This is a genomic window from Paenibacillus sp. AGC31, from assembly GCF_057334655.1.
Genome location: NZ_JBHFJH010000049.1, coordinates 25,868 through 49,532, shown reverse-complemented (window position 1 = coordinate 49,532; position 23,665 = coordinate 25,868). Strand labels below are relative to the sequence as shown.

Below are 23,665 nucleotides of genomic sequence, written 5' to 3'. Positions count from 1 at the left end.
CGCTTTCGTAGAGACTTATGTACCGTATGAACCATAGGTGTCTAATTATTAAAACACATCTATAATTAATATGTCGTATAAAATGTCGTTAAATTGAATAGTATCGTTAAAATTTTTTTAATATTTTACGTATTTATGGACATATCAGATGGTTTATAGGTATTTAGAACTGTTTATTTTAAAATTTCCCATTTTTTAGCTTCATTCTGTATTCTATAACATGGTGGGTAAAAATACATCCTTCAACCAAACAAAAATATGTTGGCAAAGATGCAACAGAAGGCACGGATATACATCGGAAGCGGTTTTATCTATAATAACTACATATGCATTTCTCAAATTATGAGCAGCGGGGGTTTATAGATGAATCTTAAACAGATAGCAGCAGAGCGTGCGGCAGAATATGTTGAGGATGGAATGAAGGTTGGATTGGGTACAGGTTCAACAGCTTATTATGCCATCTGCCGAATCGGTGAGCGGGTACGCGATGGATTGAACATTCAAGCGGTTGCCACTTCAGAGGCTTCGGACAAACTTGCCCGTGAATGGGGGATTCCCATCGTACCATTTGACCAGATTGGGCGTCTGGATCTGACCATTGATGGCGCTGATGAAGTAGATCCCGAATTTAACCTGATTAAAGGGGGGGGCGGGGCTCTTTTGCGTGAGAAAATCGTGGCAGCCAATAGTGACAAATTGATTATTGTGGCGGATGGCAGCAAAGCTGTGCAAAAGTTGGGGAAATTCCCGCTTCCAGTTGAGGTGGTTCCATTTGCTTCTGAGTGGACCTTCCAGGCGCTCGAAAAATTGGGGTGTCAACCACAGTGGCGGATGGATGGACAGCAACGTTATCTGACAGACAACGGAAACCTGATAGCAGATTGCCACTTGGAGGCGATTGATCACGCTGCGGATCTTAATGTTCAATTGAACATGTTACCAGGTGTTGTTGATAACGGACTATTTGTGGATATGGCTAGTACAGTCATTCTTGCCAATGCGGACGGAAGTATCGAAGAGCTTCATCGTTCTTAATATGGAAGAGGGTGCTTTTCATCGTATGAAAGAACTGCCAATCGTTGATGGTGAACTTGTACTCAGGTGTGTGGAGAAACAGGATCTGAAAGAACTCTATGAATTGATCTACAGTGATGACGTACCTGAATGGAAGCAATGGGATGCACCCTATTACCCACTTAAACACGAAAGTTATGAAAGTTTTGAACAAGGTATGCTCAAACGTATGGACGTAGATCCAGGCGATTCCAAACCCGTATCAATCCGTATCATTGAATCCGACAGACAAATTGTGGGTACAATCAGCTATTACATAGAAGATGAGTTATCCATGTGGCTGGAAATGGGGATTGTAATATACAGATCTGTTCAGTGGGGACGTGGGGTTGGCACACGTTCACTTGTCATGTGGTCAAGTCATTTGTTCGAACAGCTGCCTTTGGTTCGGGTTGGATTGACTACTTGGTCTGGTAATGAACGAATGATGCGTGCGGCTGTGAAAGCCGGATTTCAGGTGGAGGGGCGAATGCGGAAGTGTCGTATCGTTCGTGGGCAGTACTATGATTCAATTCGTATGGGGATGCTCCGTGAGGAGTGGGAGCAGAAGCTGGCCCCCCATACGAGCCGAAATGTAAACAACTGATGGAGGATTATTGAAATGCTGAACACGGAGGACAACCGGGAACTGTCTTTACAATTATTCGTGGTTCTTGTTCGGGCCTACAATTCTGTGACCTCACGTTCCAATCGGGACATCCAGAGTCACGGACTGAATACGACAGAATTTGGTGTGCTTGATTTGTTATATCATAAGGGACCGCAGGCATTGCAAAAGATTGGTGAAAAGGTTTTGATGTCCAGTGGTAATATTACGTACGTTGTAGATAAGTTGCAAAATAAAAATCTGCTGTTTCGTCGACCATCCAAGGAAGATCGGCGTGTCATTTACGCTGAGTTAACCGAGGAAGGAAGAGAATTGTTCACACAGATATTTCCTCAACATCATCAGGTCATCATTGATGCTTTGGAAGGACTTGATCCTTCTGAGAAAGTGGATGCGATTAAGATGTTGAAGAAGCTGGGACTGGCTGCAGAAGGGAAAACTGACTTGCGTTCATAACGCAGGTCAGTTTTTTTGTGGAACTCGAAAAGTACAGGCATATACTGGCTGACTGACTTGCAAGGCTCTCCATAATATAGGAAGATTGTTCTATACATCCATCGTGTGTAAAAAATGATTATCGAAAGTTCATGTATAATGGAACAGAACAATTAAGAGCGGAATGGATGGATTGGAATAAGTAGAAGAACCTATCCCGATTGCAAGTTAGCTAACATTGATCTCATTCTGGATTAGCCACAAATGAAGATTGAGTGTGATGCGGGTATGAGGAGGGGGGCATCTATGAGTCATCAAGAAGCAGGAGAACGATTGCTCCAAGAATCTGCAAACTTAGCTGATAAAATAACGGAGAAACAGTATCTCAGACAGCCTGATTTACTTGAGCGATTTGGCGAGAATGGAAAAATGCGAACCAAACAGGATTCGGAGTATAGCTTGAACTATTTGGCAGAAAGTGCGCTCGTACAGAGTCCAGGTCTGTTTACTCATTATATTGCCTGGCTGAAAGTTCTACTTGAGGGTTATAAGGTATCACCAGAAGACCTTATTATTAATCTCAATCTGATCAAAGAGACATTGGAAGAAGAATTTGACCATCCGTCAAAGGCACTTCTGCTCGAGTATCTGGAGATGGGAATATATAGAGCAACACACATGGAGTCACAGGCGGGTTACATCAACGAATCCATGCCATATGCAGATGCCGCGCAATCGTACTTACAGTGTTTGCTGGAGAATAAACGGACAGAAGCCTTCGAGATCATTGAAGCCCAGTTAGAAGCTGGGGTGACGATTCGTGATATTTATCGATATATCTTTCAGCCCACCCAATATGAAATTGGACGATTGTGGCAATGCCATCGTATCAGTGTGGGGCAAGAACACTTTTGTACGGCAGCGACCCAGTCATTCATTTCACGTCTTTATTCCCGCTGGTTGATTCATACAGGTCAGGATAAAAAACTAGTGGCTACCTGTGTAGGCAGTGAACAACATGAGATCGGACTGCGTATGCTCACAGATGTGTTCGAGATGGAAGGTTGGGATACGCACTATCTGGGAGCCAATGTTCCCAATGGAAGTGTAATAGAGGCTATAGTGCGGCATCAGGGCGATGTTGTTGCGATTTCAGTTACGATGACGTATCACCTTCATCTGGCCAAAGAGTTGATTCATCTGATCCGTCATCATCCGGCAACGGCACATGTGAAGATTATGGTTGGGGGATATCCCTTCAATATTGATCAGGAGTTGTGGAAAACGATAGGAGCTGACGGTTATGCTCCAGGAGCCGATGAAGCGGTAGCGGTTGCAGAACAATTACTGGCTCAGCCAGCTGCATGTAATCATCTTGATATGGTTAGGGATTAGGAGAGGGATGATGTGATGTCTAATGAGAGCGGAGAGATACAGAGGCTACGCAGAACGATTGAGCAGTTATCGGATCAGATGATCCGGAGTAAAGAGCAAGAGGAACGGACACTCTCGGAATTCTCGGATATGAATAATGAACTGGTGACACTCCAGCGTCTGCTTGCGAAGAACAATAAAAGTCTTGAAGCTGCACGTCAGCAAGCAGTAGATGCGGGTGATTCAAAAAACGCATTTATTGCAGGCATCAGTCATGATTTTCGCACGCCATTAAATGGAATATTGGGGATGGCTGAGATGCTTAAGTTGTCCCCCTTGTCTGAAGAACAGGAGAATTCCGTTTCCGTTATACAGGATGCTGCCAAACTGCTGCTTAAGCTAATTCAGGATCTTCTGGATCTGTCCAAACTTGAGGCGGGTCAGATGCGACTTGAACTGGGAGAAGTGGATCTGCAAGAGACGATAAACTATATTATTCGTTTGCTCGAACCCCAAGTCAGAAAGAACGGAAATCAGTTATCGATAGACTGTGACCCCAGAATCTCTACTCTTCTTGTAGGGGATTCAACGAGAATCACACAGATACTGATCAATCTAATTCAGAATGCGAACAAATTCACATCAGAAGGTACGGTGCGGATAAGAGTCACCCTTATGAAAGATGATGAGATTACACAAATGATTCGCTTTGAAGTCGAAGATACGGGGATTGGTATCTCGGAAGAAGATCAGAACCAGTTATTTCAACCCTACATGCAGACTGAACGAGGACGCTCAAGTGAATATGGAGGAACGGGCCTTGGATTATCGATCTGCAGGTCGCTCGTTACACTGATGGAAGGTCAGATTGGAGTAGACAGTCAGGAGGGTGAAGGATCAACATTTTGGTTCGAACTTACACTTGGTAAGAAAGACGGTAACCAGTCCACTAACCCGTCCGTTGCTTCCACTCAAGAGCATCAGGGGCAGAATATGGATGATGAAGCTCCTTCTGTATCTGTATTGCTGGCCGATGATAATGTCATCAACCGGCAGCTTGTTATATTGCAGCTCAAAAAACTGGGAATAACCCAAGTGGACGCTGTAGTGAATGGGGAAGAGGCAATAGCTGCTTTTCTCAGCAAAAAATACAGTTTGATTCTCATGGACTATATGATGCCATTAATGGACGGTTTGGAGGCAACACGCAAAATTCGCTCTATAGAAATGGATGAAATGCGCCATACCACACCCATTATTGCAATGACAGGTAATGTGATGCAGGAAGAGAAAGACAAGTGTATGGAAGTCGGGATGAATGACTTTATTGGCAAACCCTTCACGCTGGAAATTCTGAGTAAGATGATCCAGAAGTGGCAGCAATCCTCCGAACCAACCGAGGTACTAAATATGAGCATCGTACATGAGATTGCGGAATTAAACACCGATGGCGATCGTACACTCCTCGGTATATTGTTGGACATGTATCGTACCGAAACACCCGGAAAGATTGAGGTGCTGCGTAGACATATTGTGTCGGGCGACCATGTTGCTGCAACCGAGGTAGCCCATGATTTGAAATCAGGGAGTCTGAGTCTGGGGATTCGTTATTTATCAACTTTGTTTGCCCGGGTAGAGCAGTTCGCGAAGGAAGGTCAATCACGGAAAGCAGAACCTTTGCTGGATGCTTTGTTACCCGCCTATCAAGCAGCATGTGCATCACTGCAACAAATAAGTAAAGATTGAACATATCTTAATGAGGAAAGAGGGTAGGACTCGTTCATGTTATTCTACGTACTTGCAGCACTGGTACTGATCGTTCTTGCTCTTCTGTGGACAGGTGGGCTTTATTTTTTCAAAACGGCCATTCGCCGTACGCCAAAAACATTTTTGGTGGATAATCCGAATCTGATGCCTGAACCGGACAATGAAATCATTAGCAGTGCTTCTGACCTGAAGTGGCTGGATGCTCAGCCTACAGAAGAGATATCTCTTCAATCACATGATGGATTAAAACTGTATGGTACATGGCTCGGTTCCAATAAAGGGTCGGATCAGACGGTTATTCTGGCACATGGTTATTCGGGGAGAGGCAGAGAAATGGCTGGGTTTGCCCGGTTTTATGCGGAAAAGCACGGTTATAACGTACTCATGCCAGATGATCGGGGTCATGGCCGGAGCGAAGGTGATATCATCGGTTTTGGTTGGTTAGATCGGAAGGATTATGTCAAGTGGACCAACTGGGTGCTTGAAAAAGTGGGTACACAAGGGGAAATCCTATTGCACGGCATATCCATGGGAGGAGCAACCGTACTGATGACAGGTGGTGAAGCCCTGCCGACTAAGGTTAAAGCGATTATCTCTGATTGTGCGTATACATCCGTAGAAGAAGAACTGACGTTCCAGTTAAAGCAATTATACAAGCTTCCTGCATTTCCGTTTATACCTGTCACAAGTCTAATCTCCCGATGGAAAGCAGGGTATTCCTTTAGAGAGGCTTCGGCTCTCAAGCAGCTTGCCAAAGTTAACGTTCCCGTGTTATTCATCCACGGTGAGGCTGATACGTTTGTACCAACGGAAATGGTGTACAGGTTGTATGAAGCTTGCCCAACCGAAAAGGAATTGCTGACCGTCCCCCGTGCGGGCCATGGCACAGCGTTTCAAGTCGATCGCACTGGATATGAGGCGGCACTGGAATCCTTTATGAAGAAGAATCTGTCACCTTCGTGCTTCGTACCTGTAAGTTCAGAGGCCAAGTAAAGCGATGGCCTTGTGTTTATAGGTATGCCCATGATTAAGGGGGGCGCCGATTTTGATTGATTTTCTTTTGTGACAATCTGGGTATTAAGTAGAAGGTGCAAATCATTTTCTAAACGATGGGGGTATCTTGATGGGAAACGAACAATTTGAGGCTGCGCGAAAAGCAGAGGCAGGTTATCACTCCAACTTCTATCAGAATAATGAATTATTTGCCTCCGGTACCTGGATGTCGAGGCCCATGCCTATGGTGATGGATATGCTGGAACGTCTACTTGCTCACAAGGAGGAGTTGCGTGTCCTCGATCTGGGATGCGGAGTGGGAAGGCATACGATACCGATTGCACAGCGTCTTGCTAAAACGAACAGTGAAGTCATCGGTGTGGATTTGCTGGATGAGGCAGTAGACGGACTTCGCAAGTATGCGAAAGAATATCAGGTTGATCATATCGTGCAGGCAGTGAGAGCAGATGTTGAACATTATGCTGTGGAACCAAACTATTTTGATTATATCGCTGCTTGTTCTTGTCTGGAGCATGTCTCCAATAAGCAAGCCTTCATGGAAGCGATAGACCGGTTACAGGCCGGAACTCGCACAGGTGGTATTCATTGTATTACCATGAGTACCAATGTGGAGGAAAAAGAAATCAATACAGGCAAGGAGATTGAACCATTAATTGAACTGAACTTGTCGACAGTTGAAGCGATCGCATTGCTGGAGGATGTCTACAAAGGATGGAATATTCTGCTTCAGGAACATGTTACACAGACGATTGAAGAGGAAAAGTATGATGAACCGACACAATTTCGTTGTGAACTGCTTCGTTTCGCTGTACAAAAGCAATGAATTCTCTGCCGGGACCTGACCATGGACCCGGCACTCTTAATGTGTGGTTTGAAGGGAGATCGTTAAGGATGAATACATATGTAATAGGGATCGATGGAGGAGGGAGCCACACGCGTGTGGCTGTCGCAGAGCAGAACGGGAAGATTGTATCCTATGTGCAAAAGAATGGTTGCAACCGTTATCACGATACCAATGCTGAGCAAAATGTGCTGGAGGGTATCGCTGAAGCCATAACTCAGGCTGGACTCCAATCAGATCAGATCGCTGCCATTCAGGCCGGAATGGCGGGTCTGAATCGACCTGAAGATACAGTTTGGGCGGAGGCATTACTCGCTCGTACGGGGATTACAGGCAGGATCAGTGCGGTAAACGATACGCACATCGCACATACAGCGGCCTTCGACGGTGAGCCAGGTATTGTCGCTATTGGAGGAACAGGATCTCTGATCCTTGGCAGAACCGAACAGGGGGCTTGGCTCCGCAATGATCAGTTCGGTCATTATGCGCCGACAGCAGCACGTTTTCTGGCTTACGACACGGTTCATTCCATACTGGCTGGACGTTATGAGTTGCAGGATCAAGAATGGATTGAGCAGGTTTTAACGTATTGGAATGTTGCCTCAATTCGAGAGCTCGCTGCGCTGGGGATAGCCGGTTTTGCCGAAAATAAACAGGCGACCAACCGGAAATTTGGTCAGATGGCGTCTATGGTGACTGAAGCTGCTACTCGCAATATTCCCCTCGCAGTTAGGGTATGCGACTCGGCTGCTGACACGGCTGTTGTCGGTATCCTCATGCTGGCATCCTGTTTCGATCAGCCCACAGTGTCCATGACGCTTACCGGAAGCTGTCTGCGTTCACCATATATGGTGGAGGCTGTTCAGAAAGGGCTGGATGCTGCCTATATGCGCGAAGGAAAAAGAATTCAATACATAACCAGTAACCTGCCGGCAGTTGGGGGCGCACTGCTGGATGCCTATTATTTGGCGCAGATCAACGTATCGGATAACATCTCAACTGTGCTTCAATCGGAGCTGAATCGGCACACGACTTGAACTTTTAGAGGCTAACGACTACAATACGATAACGGAAACAAGCAAGGTATAGGAGGAATCAAGGTGTTAATTAATCTGAAATCACGCATACAGGAACCGGAAGTACAGGAGCTGTTGTCCTACTCGGTCTTTCCTGATCCGGATCACTTGAACCGTGCGTTGCAACAATATGTAGAGAGAGACGAACTGCAAATGGCCGGTTACGAAGATGAGGGACAATTGATCGGTCTGATTGGATATGAGAAGACAGGAACAAGTGAGATTACCATTCATCATATCTCGGTTTTACCTGAAAACCGCTTTAAAAATTATGGACGTGGTATGATCTCACAACTGTTGGCAACATACAATCCTGATAGACTGATTGCGGAGACCGAGCTGGAAGCCGTCGAGTTTTATCGGAATACGGGGTTTGTGGTATATAGTCTGGGTGAATTATACCCAGGTGTGGAGCGATTCCGTTGTGTGCTTGAAAAAGAGGAAGATACGGACGAAGAGTAGCACAGAGACCTTTTATTACTTTAAGAAATATATGGATTATCATCAGTACAGGATGTTGGATTTGGCAATGAGCTGAGTCGGACGTCCTGTTTTTTTGTCGTTTTCATCAAAAAAGCAGGAAAAAAGTATTGCTTTGTGAGATTGTTTCATTATAGAATAGTTTCACAGAAGAATAGTTCGTTAAGTGAACTATATAGATTCGGGAAAGGAGAATGAAGAATGACTACACCGGATGCAAAAAGTTTGGTGAACCGCTATTTGGATGCTTCCTTTATGGTCAATAAGCGGTTTGATACGCGGATACGCGAACAAGTGGGGCAGACCATAACGACCGATCAGTTCTGCGCACTTCGTCTGATTGAAGAGAAACCTTTCTGCACACCCTCTGATCTGGCAGAGCTTCTGTGCATAGGCAAGAGCAGCATTACTGCTTTGGTCAACAAGCTGGTGGATCGCGATCTGGTCCATCGGGCCGGGGATGAACGCGACCGCCGCGTTGTATATCTGACACTGACGGATACCGGACGACAGGTATACAGGGAAACAGAACAGGAAATACAGCAGATTCTGGAGCCGTATCTGGTTCATTTTAAACCGGAAGAGGTTCGAATTTTCATTGAATCTTTTGAGAAGCTTGCAGCTTTGCTAACGCATGAAGGAGGACAGGAGAACAAATGAGAGCGATACTAAAAGCTAGATGGTGGTTAATGGGGCTATGGGTTGTTGTAGCTGCCGTGTTGATGTTTACCGCCCCTAACATGAGTGAACTGATTCGGGAAAAGGGACAGTTTTCGGTTCCGGAAGGGTACTCTTCCACCCAGGCAGCAGCAATTTTGAATGAAGCTGCAGCACAAAAGGGAGAGCAGCAAGGCAGCCAGATCGCCCTTGTATTCTATAATCCCGATGGGCTGGGTACCACGGGGAAACAAGAAGCAGAGAAGGCCGTTAAAAACTTGGAGGCCGACAAGGAGAAGTTGGGCATTCTGTCCATTCTGGAACCTTTCTCTCAGCCTGAATTGTCAGAGAAGATGATCTCAGCTGATGGCAAAACGATTCTAACATCGCTATCCATTGATCAGGGAGATCGCACGGTCAAGGAAATGCGGGAAGACCTGAATGAAGCATTGAAGTCCGTCAATGTGGAGCACTACATAACCGGTAAAGGTCTGATTGATGAGGACACCATTGAAAGTTCACAAGAGGGGCTTAAGAAATCGGAATATATTACCGTTGTCTTTATTTTACTTATTCTGTTCCTGGTGTTCCGTTCGTTTGTAGCTCCGTTTGTACCGCTACTGACGGTAGGGATCAGTTACATTGTATCGCAACAGATTGTTGCATTCCTGGTGGATGGGCTCGACTTCCCGATATCCACATTTACACAGATCTTTATGGTCGCCGTCATGTTCGGGATTGGTACGGATTACTGCATCCTGCTGATCAGTCGGTTCAAGGAAGAACTGGCTCATCATGAGAATACGTGGGATGCCATCATTGCTACCTATCGTACTGCCGGTAAAACGGTACTCTTCTCAGCACTAGCTGTGCTGGTTGGATTCATTGCGATCGGCTTTGCCCAGTTTATGTTGTACCGTTCTGCGGTTGCCGTAGCTGTAGGTATTGCTGTGATGATGCTTGCCTTGGTGACCATCGTGCCATTCTTCATGGCGGTGCTGGGCAAGAAGTTATTCTGGCCGTCGAAGGGTTCACTTGAACATGCCGAGAGCAAGATCTATGGTGCAGCTGGTCGCTTTTCACTTAAACGTCCATGGGCTGCGCTGCTCATCGTTGCAGCTGTCTGTGTGCCTCTTCTGGCAACCTACGATGGCAAACTGTCGTTCAACAGTCTTGATGAGATTGGCGAGAAATATGATTCCGTAAAAGCATTTAACATTATCTCTGACAGCTTTGGTCCGGGTGAATCGCTGCCAGGTCAGATCGTTATTCAGAACGATGAAGCGATGGATAATGCGAAGTATATGGCCGTTGCCGAGAAAATTAGCCGGGAAGTAGAGAAAGTAGCTGGAGTCTCTGGTGTCCGCAGTATGACACGACCTACGGGGGATGAGATTAAAGATTTTGAAGTTACACAGCAAGTGGGAACATTATCGGATGGGCTGGGTGAAGGCAAGACGGGTTTGGACAAAATCCGTGATGGCCTGAGTGAAGCCAGCAGCCAGCTAAGTAAAAATGAACCTCAGTTAAAAGAAGCTGCTGATGGAGCAGGTGAACTTACCAAAGGAACCTCCCAGTTGCAAGCGGGTATCACGCAGCTCAGTGAGGGACTTGGGCAGATTGAAAAAGGCATTCGAGATGGTTCTGCAGGTGCAGGGGATCTGAAAGCAGGGCTCCAGCAAGCCAAAACAAGTGCAAATCAACTTGCGCAGGCGAACAATCAGTTGCTTGAAGCCTATCGTCAGGCGGGAGCAGGGGTCGCAGCACTGGGGGATGGAACCCGCGAACTGGAACAACAGCTGAACGGGGTTTCATCAGCTCTAACCAGTCTGTCCGAATCCTTCACAGCACTTGAAGAGCGTTATCCTGAATTGCAGCAAGATGCTGATTACCAGCGTATCAAAGGTACGATTGGTGAAACAGGTTCTGGCACAGCGCAGCTTGCGCAAGGTCTGGGTCAGATTAAGACCAAACTTGGGGAAGCCGCTGCTGGAATTAATCAGGCCAATGAAGGGTTTGCCTCCGCCGCAGCCGGACAAAAGGCGCTTGCCGATGGCCTGGGTCAAATTGTAACAGGAATCGGTCAGTTGCAATCCGGTCTCAAACAGGCTGCGGATGGTCAAGGAAAAGTCATTAAGGAAATACCTTCCATTCAGAACGGGCTTGGTCAGCTTCAGGGTGGTCAGGAGAAAATTCAGCAAGGCTTCTCGGATCTGAGTGGTCAACTGACACAATTGACAGATGGCTTGAATCAGAGTGTCGATGGTATTAAACAGGTATCCGGGGGACTGGATTCAGCGCAGGACTACCTGACGCAATTGCAAAATTCACCTGATTCGGATCTGGCAGGCTGGTACGTTCCTGAAGAAGCGCTGAACAGCAAAGATTTCACACAGGTATTTGATACGTATCTGTCGGAAGATCGGAAAACGATGACAATTGATGTTATTTTCGCCGAAAATCCATACGGAACAGAAGCCATTGATCGTGTTCCTGACATTGAGGCGGCAGTACATCGCGCGGTACAAGGCAGTACGCTTGAAAAAGCAGACATCGCCATAGGTGGAGTGACCAGTACGTTTGCAGATCTGCAGGAAATCTCGAATAATGACTATACACGTACTGTAATGCTGATGCTGGCAGGCACATTTATTATTCTGGTTGTGCTGCTCCGCTCAGTCATTATGCCGCTGTATCTGATCGTTTCCTTATTACTGGCTTATTTCACATCGATGGCGTTAACCGAAGTGATCTTTGTTAATATCCTCGGATTCGCAGGAATCAGCTGGGTTACTCCGTTCTTCGGATTTGTCATGCTGATTGCACTCGGTGTGGATTATAGCATCTTCCTGATGGACCGTTTCAATGAGAACAAAGGCATGAAAGTACAGGATGCCATGTTGTACGCGATGAAGAACATGGGCACCGTTATTCTATCTGCCGCGGTCATTCTGAGCGGTACATTTGCTGCCATGTATCCATCCGGTGTTCTATCGATGATGCAGATTGCCACAGTAGTCCTTAGCGGACTGATCTTGTACTCTCTGCTGTTCCTGCCATTCTTCGTCCCAGTGATGGTGAAGATGTTTGGCCGGGCCAACTGGTGGCCGTTCCCGAACAAGGAACAATCAGAGTCCGTTGATTCGGATCGGACTATAGGCATGTAATGCATTGCAATGAATCTGGCTCTGCCGCGTTATGCGGCAGGGCTTTTTTATTTTTGCCTCTACAGGAAAGGTGCAACTTGTGCAAAAGAAAGGTGCATGCCTAAGGACACCATCCCGCGCTTTGTCGTCCCACTCATCATAAGATATAGAGCAGTTCATTATTGTTCAGAAAAATCACAGCAGAGAGGGGCGACGGGATGGTATATCGATATGTGGCTATAGGTGATTCATTAACGGTAGGTACAGGAGCGTTACTGGGCACCGGCTTTGTTCCTTTATATCGGCGAATGGCGGAAATGAATGTTCGTACGTTTGTATCCATGGAAAATATGGGCGTGAATGGACTGACGTCGGGGGAAATGTTGCAGATGATCTCTTCGCATCCCCGAGTGCGGCAATCGCTCCGTGAAGCGGATATCATTACCATATCCATTGGCGGGAATGATCTGATTCGTACGTTTAAAGCAAGTAATGGCATTCCAAATGCCAGCAAAATGACACAGGTGCTCGGAGAAACCCGCAGTAATGTATCCCAGATCATGCGGCACATTCGGCAGTTAAAGGGCAACCATGAGTATATGGTCCGATCCATCGGATTGTACAACCCGTATCCACAAGCGACGGAAGCTGCGTACTGGGTGCGCCAATATAATTCGTTTTTGAATGGTGCGGGATCGGGCAACTATGCGTGTGCTCAGGTGTATGACAGGTTTGAAGGTCGTGAGCGTGAACTCTTGTTCTGGGACAGAGTACATCCCAATGCAAGAGGATATCGTGTCATTGCAGAGCAGCTTAATCGGACGGGATACTATCCATTCTCTTGATCACTTTGGAGCAGAACTAGACCAAGCGATGGACTTCCTTTAAGATAAATAGAAGACCGTTCCATTTTGTGAGATAAAGGGGTTAATTTTTGGTGCAAAACATCGATTCCGGTTCCCTCCATCCTTCAGAGCAGCAGCGTATATCCGAAGTGTTGGCCTTATATGGCTTTACATCGGATTGGAAAGGCGAGCGTGGAAAGGGTGGAATGAATAATTCTACTTACATGCTCCAGGTAGACGGGACTAATTACGTCATGAGACAATATGAAACACATAATGATCCGATGAAAATCACCTTTGAACACGAGGTGCTGGCAGCCCTCCAACGTTCGAACTTTAAGCTTGATACACCTTCACCTGTAAGGCGGTTATCTGGTGAGGGAGGTACATTCCTTCCTGTAAAAGATACCCTCACAGGTCATACCAAAATCGTGACTCTGTTTCATTATAGGGAAGGCCTCAATCCCATCTTGCATACACCAGATCAATTGCTAGGGCTCGGTAAAGCGGCGGGGGCGCTGTCTTCTGTTATGGCTACGTTGGATATACCACTTGAACCTGTGTATCCACCATACTATCGAATTCAGGATGCGTATCCGCTCTGTTCACCAGAACGATTATTACAGCTATGCACATCGCCGCCGGAGCAATTGGCCGCATGTGCGAATGAATTGAAGCAGTTGAGAGATGAGCTGCCAGATCTTTTTGAAGCTCTGCGTGGTATGGAACAGTTGCCGCATCAATTGGTTCATGGGGACGTGAATGCCTCGAATGTATTGGTAGATCAGCAGGATGGTGAAATCTGTGCCATTTTGGATTTTGAATTTGCGACATGGGATTTGCGGGTAATGGAGCTGGCTGTTCCGATGTCTGACCTCCTTACCATGGACAAGAGTGAAGATTGGATGTGGCAGGCACAGGAGGGACTGATCATGGGATTTCGTGAACAGGTCAGCCTGAAACCGGAAGAGTTGCTGGCCATACCTCGATTGATTTTGCTGCGTAGTCTGGATGTGGTCATGCATTTCATCAGTCGGATGTTTGAGGGTACAGATGAGCCGGAAGTGGCTGTGGAGCAGATTGTGAAACTCAAACAGCGGATTGACTGGATGCGTCTTCATGAAGAACGACTGCATGAGATATTGGTGTATTAAATATCGTTGTTAAGAATAAAGTGCACTGTTTCTGCTCATACGAGGGCAGAGATCAGTGCACTTTTATTGGTTAGAAAAGTGATATATGAAGATTACAGCGTATAGCGGATGACATTACAATCCACGTTTGCGGAACCAACTGCGGACAGCCCAGCGGCGCTCCTGACGTTTTTTGTATTTGGGCAAGGAACGATAAACGTTCAACGATTGCTCGTATGCCTGCTTCGCGTCTGCATTGCGTCCGAGGGAACGGTGAACCGAGCCGAGCAGATAATAAGCTTCACTGGAAGAGGAATGAATCTCCTGAAACTGATGCACATAATCCAGCGCTTTGTCCTCATGCGTATCTTTGAAGGCTCCAGCAAGGGTTAGGTACGGGCGTCCATACTTGACTCTGGGATTGATCTCGAGAGCTTGTAATATATGACGTTCTCCTTTTTCGATGTTACCCAGGTGAAGCTCAGTCGTCCCTAGTGCCTCCCAGTACTCAGCCGATTGTTCGTATGGGCGCTCCAGTTCAAGCAATAACGCATGTGCCTCACTGTAACGCTTGCGCTCAATTAACAGGCGAGCCAGTTCCAGCTTGGAAGAAACTTCATTGGGACTCATGGCAAGCTGTTGCCGAAGCCGTGAGATGTTACGCATTCGCTTGAGAGGTTTCGAGAAGCTTGGGAACACCCCAACGTAACGACGATCCAGGAAATACAGTATAACGAGTAAAATGAGGATGGCAATGAACGGATTACCTACAATCCGCCATAGAAGTCCAAAGATAAGAAATTTAATAAGCACAGGTTCAACTCCATTTATGATGTAATCGCGTTTCGTACACTTAAAATATATTTCGATTGATCCAGCGGGTTAACTCCTCTGCGTTTGCGAGTATGATTCACATCCGCAGGACAATCCTGGTATCCGGCAAACGAAGTCGTAAGCACCCCGCGGCCGCTTGTCTCGGAACGCAGTTTCACCGGATAATCCATTGAGGTGGCAAGAGGCATAACTCCTTCAATAATACAACGTCCGCTACCAATGACGGGGGCTTCGAAGGTTGCCCGCATATGTACCAGATCGCTAAGGGCCTTACCGCCGTATTCTTCCGGGACCGTCAGCCGGAACTGAAGAAGAGGTTCCAGCAACGTGGTACCTGTTCTCGACAATCCATCCAGGATTCCCATAGGCGTGGCTACGACAAAATCCAGCGGATGTGTATGCCAGACATGATGTTCCCCTTCCACCAGCGTAATGCGCAGATCGGTGACTTCCCAACCGAGCATACCTTGAGACAAGGCTTCCGGAATTCGTCGTTCAACTTCATTCTGATAACGTAACAGCAGATCATCTGTCCTTACGGTTGAGGCATAGATCAGACCGCTTCCGCGAGGCAAAGGTTCAATCTTGAAGCGGAGGATGGCCCAGCAGGGCTTAGGCATCGTATAGGCGATGTAACCTTCTCCGGTTGTACGTGGTGTCTCCTTATAGATGACGGATGGTGGATCAAACACGACATCCAATCCGAAACGACTTAGCAACAGGCTGGATAAAATCTCAAGCTGAATGGTTCCCATGACCTTGAGATGCAGTTCACGTTCCTCCGGCAACCATTGCAGGTCGAGTAAGGGGTCTTCATCCGTCAACTCTTGCAATGCTGCAACAAGATCGGGGTAACGTGCCGGGTCCTTGCCATGTACTTGTACGGTCAGCAAAGGTACAGCCATCTGTGGCAGAGGAGGCACACCCTCAGGATTGCCGATAATGTCACCCACATGTGTGTCACTCAGTCCGTACAGCGCAGCAATCTGCCCCGCGTGAACGGCACCGGTATCCGCCCATTTCCGTCCATCCATGCGGCGAATCTGCGTCACTTTCTCTTCAAGCTCCCGCGTCGAATTATGGATGGTATCCCGATTGTGTAAGCTGCCAGCATACATACGGACGTAAGCCGTGCGACCCATCGTACGGTCACGTTCAATCTTGAATACAACACCCGATACGGGAGAATCCACTGGTTGTGCAGGTGGGGGCAGGAATGCAAGGACCATGTCCAGCAATGCCGTGACACCAATTCCTTTGCCGGAAGCGCCATAACACACAGGGAACATCTCACCCTGATGCACATACCGCAGGAATGCTTCATTCAGATCCCTTTGCGATAACGGAGTCTCCTGGATGTAGGCTTCCATGACCTCTTCGTCCAGCTCGGCAAGGATCTCGACCAGACCTGGAATGGAAGGTGTGCCATCTGACAGAGAATCTTGATTCGGGTTCCATAGGGAGTCGATGCCATGAAATGAATCTTCCTGGAGCCGATACGTTTGGATTTCGCATGCGAAAGGGGACAGGCTGGAACGAATCTGCTCCATTACCGCTGGGGCAGATGCGCCAACCCGATCCATTTTATTAATATAAATGATGGTTGGGATGCGAAGTGAACGAAGGGCATGCCAGATGGCTTCACTTTGGGACTGAATGCCTTCTACTGCCGACAGAATGAGAATAGCGCCATCCATTACCCGTAGCGTTCGCTCTACTTCGGAGCTGAAATCGATGTGACCAGGCGTATCAATGAGGTCAATGATGGTGTTCTTCCAGATCAGAGAGGTCATGGCTGCCTGAACGGATATGCCACGTTCTTTCTCAATGTCCAGGGAGTCTGTGGCTGTTGTTCCGTCATCTACACGTCCCGGACTACGGACGACACCACTCTCAAATAACATATGCTCGGTGGTGGTTGTTTTCCCCGCATCAACATGAGCGAAGATGCCAATATTCCTGCGATTTAATTCGTTTAACATGGAATGCTAAGCTCCTCTGACAACGGAATGCAATGTTTCCGACAAGTAATAATCCAGATTATCATACCACATCTTCCATATGGAAGAATATGTGGATATATATGATTAGACCCAGGAAACTACGTCCAGTCTGGTTCTATTTTAACGAGAACTGTTCATGGTTCTGCGGTAAGCTGCGGGCGTTGTACCGGTTAATTTTTTGAATTGACGGTAAAAGTGGGGCAGGCTGTCGAACCCGCAAGCATCGGCAACGGCTGCCATCGTCTCATCACCTTGCACCAGATGCTCTTTCGCCATAATGACCCTTCGCGCTAATGCGTAATCCGTTAGAGTCATTCCCGTGTATCGTTTGAAGGCACGACTGAAATGGGCAGGGGATACAGAGGCGTACTGCGCCAGTTCAGGGAGGGAAAGGCCATTCCGAAGGTTATCGTCAATATGAGAGATCGTAGAAGAGAGCCATGAGGGACCCGGAGCGGATTTACCCGGATTCGCAGGTCCCGCAGCTTCCAGACGTTCCAGAAAAATGAGCAATAGTTGTAGCCTTAACAGAGCCGCATGTGCGCTTAGATGATGACCGAGCTGGAATTCGGTCTGAATATCATCAATGAGGGCGGCGACCAGTGATTGCTCCTCTGTGTTCAGATGTCTCTTATACACGCGTTGTTTACGACAACGTTCAAACAGGCTTAGCAAAGAAGAAGCAGCACCTCCGGCGGTGGATGCCAGCAAGCCCGGGCTGAAGAACAATGCGGAAGATGTGACAGGATTGCCTGCATCCGGCAAGGCTCGATGAACCGTGCTGCCCGGTATAATGAACAGGTCTCCTTCTTGCATATTCTCAAGTCCCGTATCAATAAAGATGCTTCCCTGCCCCCGATATACATAGATAATTTCATGCCAGTCGTGAAGGTGATCTGGCAATTCGTTCTGAGGGGATTTGGTGTCGCTGTACACCAGGCGGAACGGAATACCAGATTCTGCTTGAATAGTCGTACGAACAGGTGAACGTTCCATAAAGACTCCTTTCCAGACGATCGTCTTCAACGAGATGTTATACCTGGTCATGAGAGAGTATATTTACCGCAATATAAGCAATTTAATTTCCTTTTATTGATGATACAATGAATTTAAAGCGTTTACAATAAAAGGGTGCAGAGCCTTCGAGCTGCATTCCGACAGTACAAATAATCGATGAGGTGAGTGTCCATGTCGGCGAGCACGAAACGGCCAAGGTTGAAGCTGAATTTACTGGGGAGCGATGGTCAGCGCAAGTGCAAGGAGATTATGGAGCGTCCCGTGAAGGTTTTGCAGATCGGAGAAGGTAATTTCTTGCGGGGATTTGCAGACTGGATGCTTCATGAGAGTGCCAGACAAGGCAAATTCCATGGAAGTGTAGCTGTTACCCAACCACGACCGGGAGGCAAGGCCAAGCTGGAGCAGATTCGCGATCAGGATGGGTTATATACAATGATTACGCGTGGTCTGTCCCAAGGAAAGCCGGTTGAGCGGACAGAGTTGATCTCTATTTTCTCACAGTGTATCAATCCGTATGAGGAATGGGATGCCTTTCTGAACTTGGCGGAACTGCCTTCACTTGAGTTCGTTATTTCCAATACAACCGAATCAGGATTGAAATATACGTATGCGGACTATATCGAGGGTGAACCGCTCCAATCATTTCCGGGGAAATTAACGGTTTTCCTGCATCAGCGATATTTGAAATTTGATGGTGATCCATCCAGAGGTTTGATTCATCTGCCATGTGAGCTGCTTGAAGGCAATGGTGATGTGCTGCGCAGTTGTGTCCTCCGTCATAGTGAGGATTATGGGTATTCGGATGGCTTCCGTTCATGGATCGAGAACCATAATCACTTCTTGAACAATCTGGTAGACCGAATTGTCACAGGTGCGCCGACCCAGGAGGAAGCCGATTCCCTGACGAATCGCTGGGGGTATGAGGACCAGTTGATTAATACGGCAGAACCATATCATTTCTGGGCCATTCAGGGTGATGAATCATTGGACAAAAAACTTCCTCTCAAGCAGGCAGGTCTTAATGTACATTGGGTGAAAGATCTGAAGCCTTTTCAGGTACGCAAGGTTCGTATTTTGAATGGGGCGCATACCTTAATGTCATCCCTCGGCATTCTGCAAGGCAAGCAGCATGTGAGAGAAACAATGGAAGATCCACATTTTGGCACATGGATCAGGGAAGCTGTGCATCAGGAGATCGTCCCTGCTCTGGATATGCCCGATCATCAGCTGGATCAGTATGCAGAAGAAGTGTTCGAACGGTTCCTTAACCCGTATATTGATCACAAATTGCAAGATATTGCTTTGAATACGATCGGAAAATTCAAGGTGCGTGTGCTGCCAACACTTTTGTCTTACGAGCAAAATCAGGGAAGTTGGCCAGAACGTTTAATTCAAGGGTTTGCTGGATTATTGTGTCTCTATCGTCCGGTAAATACGCCAGAAGGTTACAAGGCACAACGACTGAATGGAGAGCACATTCTGCTGCGGGATGACCCGGATGTCCTGGCTGCTTTGGCTGCACACTGGGACGGTTATGACACGCTGAACAGGGATCAGAACCAATTGGATGACCGGGTAGCGGCTGTGTTGTCAGATACCCTGATCTGGGGCGAAAATCTGGATGCAAGAGAAGGGCTGCGTGCAGCACTTGTTCGTGAAATCGGATTGTTGGAAGGTGAAGGGAAATGAACACAACAAGTACAATCAATGACTGGATTGCCATTCAACCACAGGATGATGTCATTATAGCGCTTCGGGATTATGCCAAAGGAGAATGTATTACATTGCCAGACGGTGTTTCTTTTACCTTGCTGGATGACGTGCCCAAAGGGCATAAGATTGCTGTGCATACCCTGGCACCGGGTGATGATGTGATGAAGTATGGTTTCTCCATCGGGATTGCCCAAGAGCAGATTGAGCAGGGAAGCTGGATTCATAGTCACAACCTGAAGACGGGTCTGCACGGATTGCTTGAATATGAGTATCAACCTGGAGCCACGGTTCAGACGGACATGCCTCCGGAACATCTGCTCTCATTTGATGGATATTTGCGCCCCAATGGTGACGCAGGTATTCGTAATGAGATATGGATTGTGAATACGGTTGGATGTATCAATAAAGTGTGTGAAGCTTTGGCACGTATGGGTCAGTCCCAGTTTGGAAGCCGGGTAGATGGTGTATTTCACTTTCCACATCCATTCGGGTGTTCACAGCTTGGTGATGATCTGAAGTATACACAACAGTTGCTGGCCTCCTTGGTGGAGCATCCGAATGCAGGAGGCGTGCTCGTCATCGGTCTGGGCTGTGAGAACAACCAAGTAGACGAGTTCCGTGAGTGTATTGCTCCGGAATACCGCGGTAAAGTACGGTTTCTCAAAGCACAGGAAACGGATGACGAGCTTGAGGAAGGGCTTCGACTGATGGAAGAACTTGTGGAGATCGTTGAACATGAACAACGGCAGCCGCTTCCGCTCAGCAAACTCAAAATTGGACTGAAGTGTGGTGGTTCCGATGGTTTATCTGGCATTACAGCCAATCCGCTGGTCGGTGCAGTTGCTGATATGCTGGTTGCTGCCGGGGGTACGGCTATTCTGACGGAAGTTCCGGAGATGTTTGGTGCGGAGACGATCTTAATGAATCGGGCTGCCAATCAGCAGGTATTTCATGATTTGGTGGACCTCGTGAACGGCTTCAAGCAATATTTTGTGAACCATGGGCAGAACATCTATGAGAATCCTTCACCTGGGAATAAGGCTGGTGGCATCACAACGCTAGAGGAAAAGTCACTTGGATGTACGCAAAAGGGAGGACGTTCTTCCGTAGTCGACGTTTTACGTTATGGCAAACGTGTAACTCAAACCGGTCTGAACATTGTAGAAGCACCGGGTAATGACCTGGTATCTGTAACGGCACTGTCTGCGGCGGGTGCACATATTGTGCTCTTCACAACAGGGCGGGGGACTCCCTTCGGAGGTCCGGTACCTACCGTCAAGATTGCGACTCAATCCGATCTGGCGAATCGCAAAAAACACTGGATTGATTTCAACGCAGGCCAGCTGTTGGAGGGGCAGACGATGGATGAGGTGAAAGTGCAGCTGTTCAGCCAGCTGATTGACATTGCTTCAGGACGGTCACACACACTCAGTGAGCAGCATGGATTCCGGGAGATTGCCATATTCAAGGATGGCGTGATTCTCTAAATCCATTGTGGACGGAGGCTGTTAATCGTCTGGTTTGCATTATAGGATGAACCACAGCCAATCCCGGTTGATATCTGCACCACAACCGGGATTGGCTTTATTTAGATTCCACGGATGCCAAGCGCTTTGGAGATGCTTGATAATGCGGCAGGTGAAGCATGTTGTTGTAGTTGCACAATCAATAGTTCACGTGCCTCTTCTATGCTGCCTTCAAATGGCTTAATGCCGTGACGTTCCATCCAGTGACCAGCAGTCTCGTATGCGGAGCTGTTCCAGGCGACTTTGCCTTCTGCGAGCCCTTCTTTTTCTTTGGTGCCACTGATCACAATGGCTGCACAGCCCTGAAGGTCCAGAAGTCCACGGTCAAATGTTTTTTTGTCCTCTTTTGCCCCGAAACCGGCTTGTGATCGCAAGGCACGTCCATCGATGCCTTCTTGTTCTGCAACTAACGCATGGAGTTTGAACGCTTCACGGGAGAGTAGACCCGCTTCATACTGTTCCTTGATGGTTCTGGAGTCGGCAAGCAGTCGGTGTACCCAAGGGAAGTATTCCGATGAGACAAGAAGCGCTTTCTTTTTGACAAATTTTCCATAGGCAGCAATGCCCTCCTCAGCCAGGCGTGAACGCCATAACCAGGGATCGAATTCATCATCTTTGTGCCAATGTTCTTTGGGGGTTAGCGATGACAGAGAAGGATATTCGGCAAATAGTGGTGCCAGAGGCAGCAGCCCTATAGACTGGATACGCTGTACTGCTTCTTCGTACGTTATAACGGCTTCATATGTCATGATATCAGTAGGCTCCTTTTTGTGTGTAGTCCAGGCTACGACTTGGTTGAAGCAAGGTATCTCCGGCTCACTTCCTCGGCATGCTGACGAATCTCACTGCGAAGTTGGAGGGGTTCGATCACTTCAGCTTCACGTCCCAATCGGTAAAAGAATCGTACGGCCCAGTCCCATTCCCCTGGTGGACAAAGGAATGATAATTCCCAGAGATCCGGGGCAATTTCAATCATCTTTTCACCAATATGCTCGTCCTGTTCAGCTTCAATCATTCCCCGATAACTCAGTTGTGCCTTAACCAGGGTTGGCTGCTGTTCTGGAGGGATCGGCTTGCTCTGCTGTTGCTCGGCCTGTTCGTGAAGCACCTGTGCATCCTGTGGTTCGATCGCTTTGACATCGGTAATTCGGTCAACCCGGAACAGACGCTGTTCACCATGTTCGAGGGAATATGCTTCACAGTACCAAAAGCCGGAGGAAGCATATACCCGTGAGGGACAGATATGCAACCATCGCTGACGCGATACGGAGCGATACAGCACACTGAGCCACTCGTGTTCGGGTATGCATGCCAGCAGTGCGTCCAGATGAGGAAGAATGTAATTGCGGTCTGGAATATGATGATACAGCTGTTGGAGCATAGGATCAATTCGCGACATAATATCATCCGGAATGATGGCCTTAACTTTGTTCATCAGGGTCCAGCGTTTCTCATGAAAGGGTGTGTCGGCGTAGCGACTTAGACCTTCAAGAGCGAATAGGAGCGTCGCTGCTTCTACCGGGTCCAGCTGTAGTGGGGGTAATACGTAACCCTCCATAAGTCTGAAACCGCCTCCCGGACCGGAAATGGCAATAATGGGCACATTCATCTCGGAGAGGGACTGAATATCCCGGAGAATTGTGCGACGGGAAACCTCAAATTTCTCGCCTAATGAGTGTGCCGTTTCGTGACCATGCTGTAATGCCATTACAATGGCAGCAAGCCGATTTGTTCTGTTCATGTCAGCCACTCCGTTTCGATCTGCGCCGCCGGAAAGTGATGTCGTAGTTATATTTCTATTGTAACAACGAATAAGTGACATCATGAGTGTCACCAATATATCTCAACTGTTCATTATTTTATAATGGATCAGCATCAGGATTCACAAGTATGTTCCGGCAGGCTTTGTTAAAATGTGTTTCTCGTCCAATTCGCTTTGCATACTGATATTTCCTTCTATCAAAAAGACCACAGATCATGCCAAAAACCCGTATCCGGTGTAGACGGATACGGGAAGTAGCAGCTTTTGGCTTACAGAAGACGATAAAGGTCTGAAATCTATACCAATATCCTCGCTGAAGACAATAACAAGTATAAAAGGAACGAATATGTGACACTTTGTA

At 47.4% G+C, this 23,665-nt stretch carries 20 protein-coding genes; 15 read left to right on the top strand and 5 right to left on the bottom strand.

The window, feature by feature from the left end:
* The first annotated feature begins 363 nt into the window (after nucleotides 1–363).
* The 13 genes from rpiA (at nucleotide 364) to ACE04G_RS28750 (ending at nucleotide 14,470) form a co-directional block, all read left to right on the top strand.
* Nucleotides 364–1,035 (top strand): ribose-5-phosphate isomerase RpiA, encoded by a 672-nt coding sequence (gene rpiA, locus ACE04G_RS28810; RefSeq protein ID WP_047842431.1) that lies wholly within the window; start codon nucleotides 364–366, stop codon nucleotides 1,033–1,035.
* Nucleotides 1,036–1,060: 25 nt separating this feature from the next.
* Nucleotides 1,061–1,660, top strand: a complete 600-nt coding sequence (locus tag ACE04G_RS28805) for a GNAT family N-acetyltransferase (RefSeq protein ID WP_486095334.1) — start codon at nucleotides 1,061–1,063, stop codon at nucleotides 1,658–1,660.
* Between the two features lie 15 nt (nucleotides 1,661–1,675).
* Nucleotides 1,676–2,137, top strand: coding sequence for a MarR family winged helix-turn-helix transcriptional regulator (locus ACE04G_RS28800; RefSeq protein ID WP_017689273.1), 462 nt, complete (start codon nucleotides 1,676–1,678; stop codon nucleotides 2,135–2,137).
* A gap of 285 nt (nucleotides 2,138–2,422) precedes the next feature.
* Nucleotides 2,423–3,511, top strand: a complete 1,089-nt coding sequence (locus ACE04G_RS28795) for a cobalamin B12-binding domain-containing protein (RefSeq protein ID WP_339307855.1) — start codon at nucleotides 2,423–2,425, stop codon at nucleotides 3,509–3,511.
* A gap of 15 nt (nucleotides 3,512–3,526) precedes the next feature.
* A complete protein-coding gene (locus ACE04G_RS28790; protein WP_339308667.1) occupies nucleotides 3,527–5,236 on the top strand; it encodes an ATP-binding protein in 1,710 nt (569 codons plus the stop codon).
* Nucleotides 5,237–5,272: 36 nt separating this feature from the next.
* Nucleotides 5,273–6,250 carry an alpha/beta hydrolase gene (locus tag ACE04G_RS28785; protein ID WP_449003871.1) on the top strand — a complete coding sequence of 326 codons (978 nt, stop codon included), beginning with the start codon at nucleotides 5,273–5,275 and terminating at the stop codon, nucleotides 6,248–6,250.
* Nucleotides 6,251–6,380: 130 nt separating this feature from the next.
* Nucleotides 6,381–7,094: a class I SAM-dependent methyltransferase gene (locus ACE04G_RS28780; protein WP_405132007.1), complete on the top strand. Its 714-nt coding sequence runs from the start codon at nucleotides 6,381–6,383 to the stop codon at nucleotides 7,092–7,094.
* A 68-nt stretch (nucleotides 7,095–7,162) separates the two neighbouring features.
* Complete coding sequence (locus ACE04G_RS28775) at nucleotides 7,163–8,149, top strand: BadF/BadG/BcrA/BcrD ATPase family protein (RefSeq protein ID WP_449003870.1); 987 nt, start codon at nucleotides 7,163–7,165, stop codon at nucleotides 8,147–8,149.
* A 63-nt stretch (nucleotides 8,150–8,212) separates the two neighbouring features.
* The gene (locus ACE04G_RS28770; RefSeq protein WP_221824250.1) at nucleotides 8,213–8,650 is read left to right on the top strand and encodes a GNAT family N-acetyltransferase; all 438 of its coding nucleotides are present in this window, start codon (nucleotides 8,213–8,215) and stop codon (nucleotides 8,648–8,650) included.
* Between the two features lie 219 nt (nucleotides 8,651–8,869).
* A complete protein-coding gene (locus ACE04G_RS28765) occupies nucleotides 8,870–9,328 on the top strand; it encodes a MarR family winged helix-turn-helix transcriptional regulator (RefSeq protein WP_449003869.1) in 459 nt (152 codons plus the stop codon).
* Nucleotides 9,325–12,492: an MMPL/RND family transporter gene (locus ACE04G_RS28760; protein ID WP_449003868.1), complete on the top strand. Its 3,168-nt coding sequence runs from the start codon at nucleotides 9,325–9,327 to the stop codon at nucleotides 12,490–12,492. Before ACE04G_RS28765 ends, ACE04G_RS28760 begins: the two co-directional genes overlap by 4 nt.
* Nucleotides 12,493–12,689: 197 nt before the next feature.
* Entirely contained in the window at nucleotides 12,690–13,316 is a 627-nt protein-coding gene (locus ACE04G_RS28755; protein WP_017689264.1) for a GDSL-type esterase/lipase family protein, read from the top strand.
* Between the two features lie 92 nt (nucleotides 13,317–13,408).
* Nucleotides 13,409–14,470, top strand: coding sequence for a phosphotransferase (locus tag ACE04G_RS28750; protein WP_449003867.1), 1,062 nt, complete (start codon nucleotides 13,409–13,411; stop codon nucleotides 14,468–14,470).
* A gap of 114 nt (nucleotides 14,471–14,584) precedes the next feature.
* On the opposite strand, the gene ACE04G_RS28745 is transcribed toward ACE04G_RS28750, so the two are convergent.
* The 3 genes from ACE04G_RS28745 to ACE04G_RS28735 all read right to left on the bottom strand — a co-directional run bounded on the left by ACE04G_RS28745 (nucleotide 14,585) and on the right by ACE04G_RS28735 (nucleotide 18,282).
* On the bottom strand, nucleotides 14,585–15,262 hold the full coding sequence (locus ACE04G_RS28745; protein ID WP_449003866.1) for a tetratricopeptide repeat protein: 678 nt from the start codon (nucleotides 15,260–15,262) through the stop codon (nucleotides 14,585–14,587).
* Between the two features lie 14 nt (nucleotides 15,263–15,276).
* A complete protein-coding gene (locus tag ACE04G_RS28740; protein ID WP_449003865.1) occupies nucleotides 15,277–17,265 on the bottom strand; it encodes a GTP-binding protein in 1,989 nt (662 codons plus the stop codon).
* A gap of 141 nt (nucleotides 17,266–17,406) precedes the next feature.
* Complete coding sequence (locus ACE04G_RS28735) at nucleotides 17,407–18,282, bottom strand: helix-turn-helix domain-containing protein (RefSeq protein ID WP_405132015.1); 876 nt, start codon at nucleotides 18,280–18,282, stop codon at nucleotides 17,407–17,409.
* Nucleotides 18,283–18,474: 192 nt separating this feature from the next.
* Here ACE04G_RS28735 and ACE04G_RS28730 point away from each other — a divergent pair, with 192 nt between their 5' ends.
* The gene (locus ACE04G_RS28730; protein WP_449003864.1) at nucleotides 18,475–19,992 is read left to right on the top strand and encodes a tagaturonate reductase; all 1,518 of its coding nucleotides are present in this window, start codon (nucleotides 18,475–18,477) and stop codon (nucleotides 19,990–19,992) included.
* Entirely contained in the window at nucleotides 19,989–21,503 is a 1,515-nt protein-coding gene (locus ACE04G_RS28725; protein WP_449003863.1) for a UxaA family hydrolase, read from the top strand. Before ACE04G_RS28730 ends, ACE04G_RS28725 begins: the two co-directional genes overlap by 4 nt.
* A gap of 101 nt (nucleotides 21,504–21,604) precedes the next feature.
* Here the strand turns inward: ACE04G_RS28725 and ACE04G_RS28720 are convergent, their stop codons facing one another.
* Together ACE04G_RS28720 and ACE04G_RS28715 are read right to left on the bottom strand one after the other, a co-directional pair.
* A complete protein-coding gene (locus ACE04G_RS28720) occupies nucleotides 21,605–22,291 on the bottom strand; it encodes an AlkZ-related protein (protein ID WP_339183987.1) in 687 nt (228 codons plus the stop codon).
* Nucleotides 22,292–22,326: 35 nt separating this feature from the next.
* The gene (locus tag ACE04G_RS28715; RefSeq protein ID WP_339183989.1) at nucleotides 22,327–23,283 is read right to left on the bottom strand and encodes a helix-turn-helix transcriptional regulator; all 957 of its coding nucleotides are present in this window, start codon (nucleotides 23,281–23,283) and stop codon (nucleotides 22,327–22,329) included.
* Between the last annotated feature and the right edge of the window lie 382 nt (nucleotides 23,284–23,665).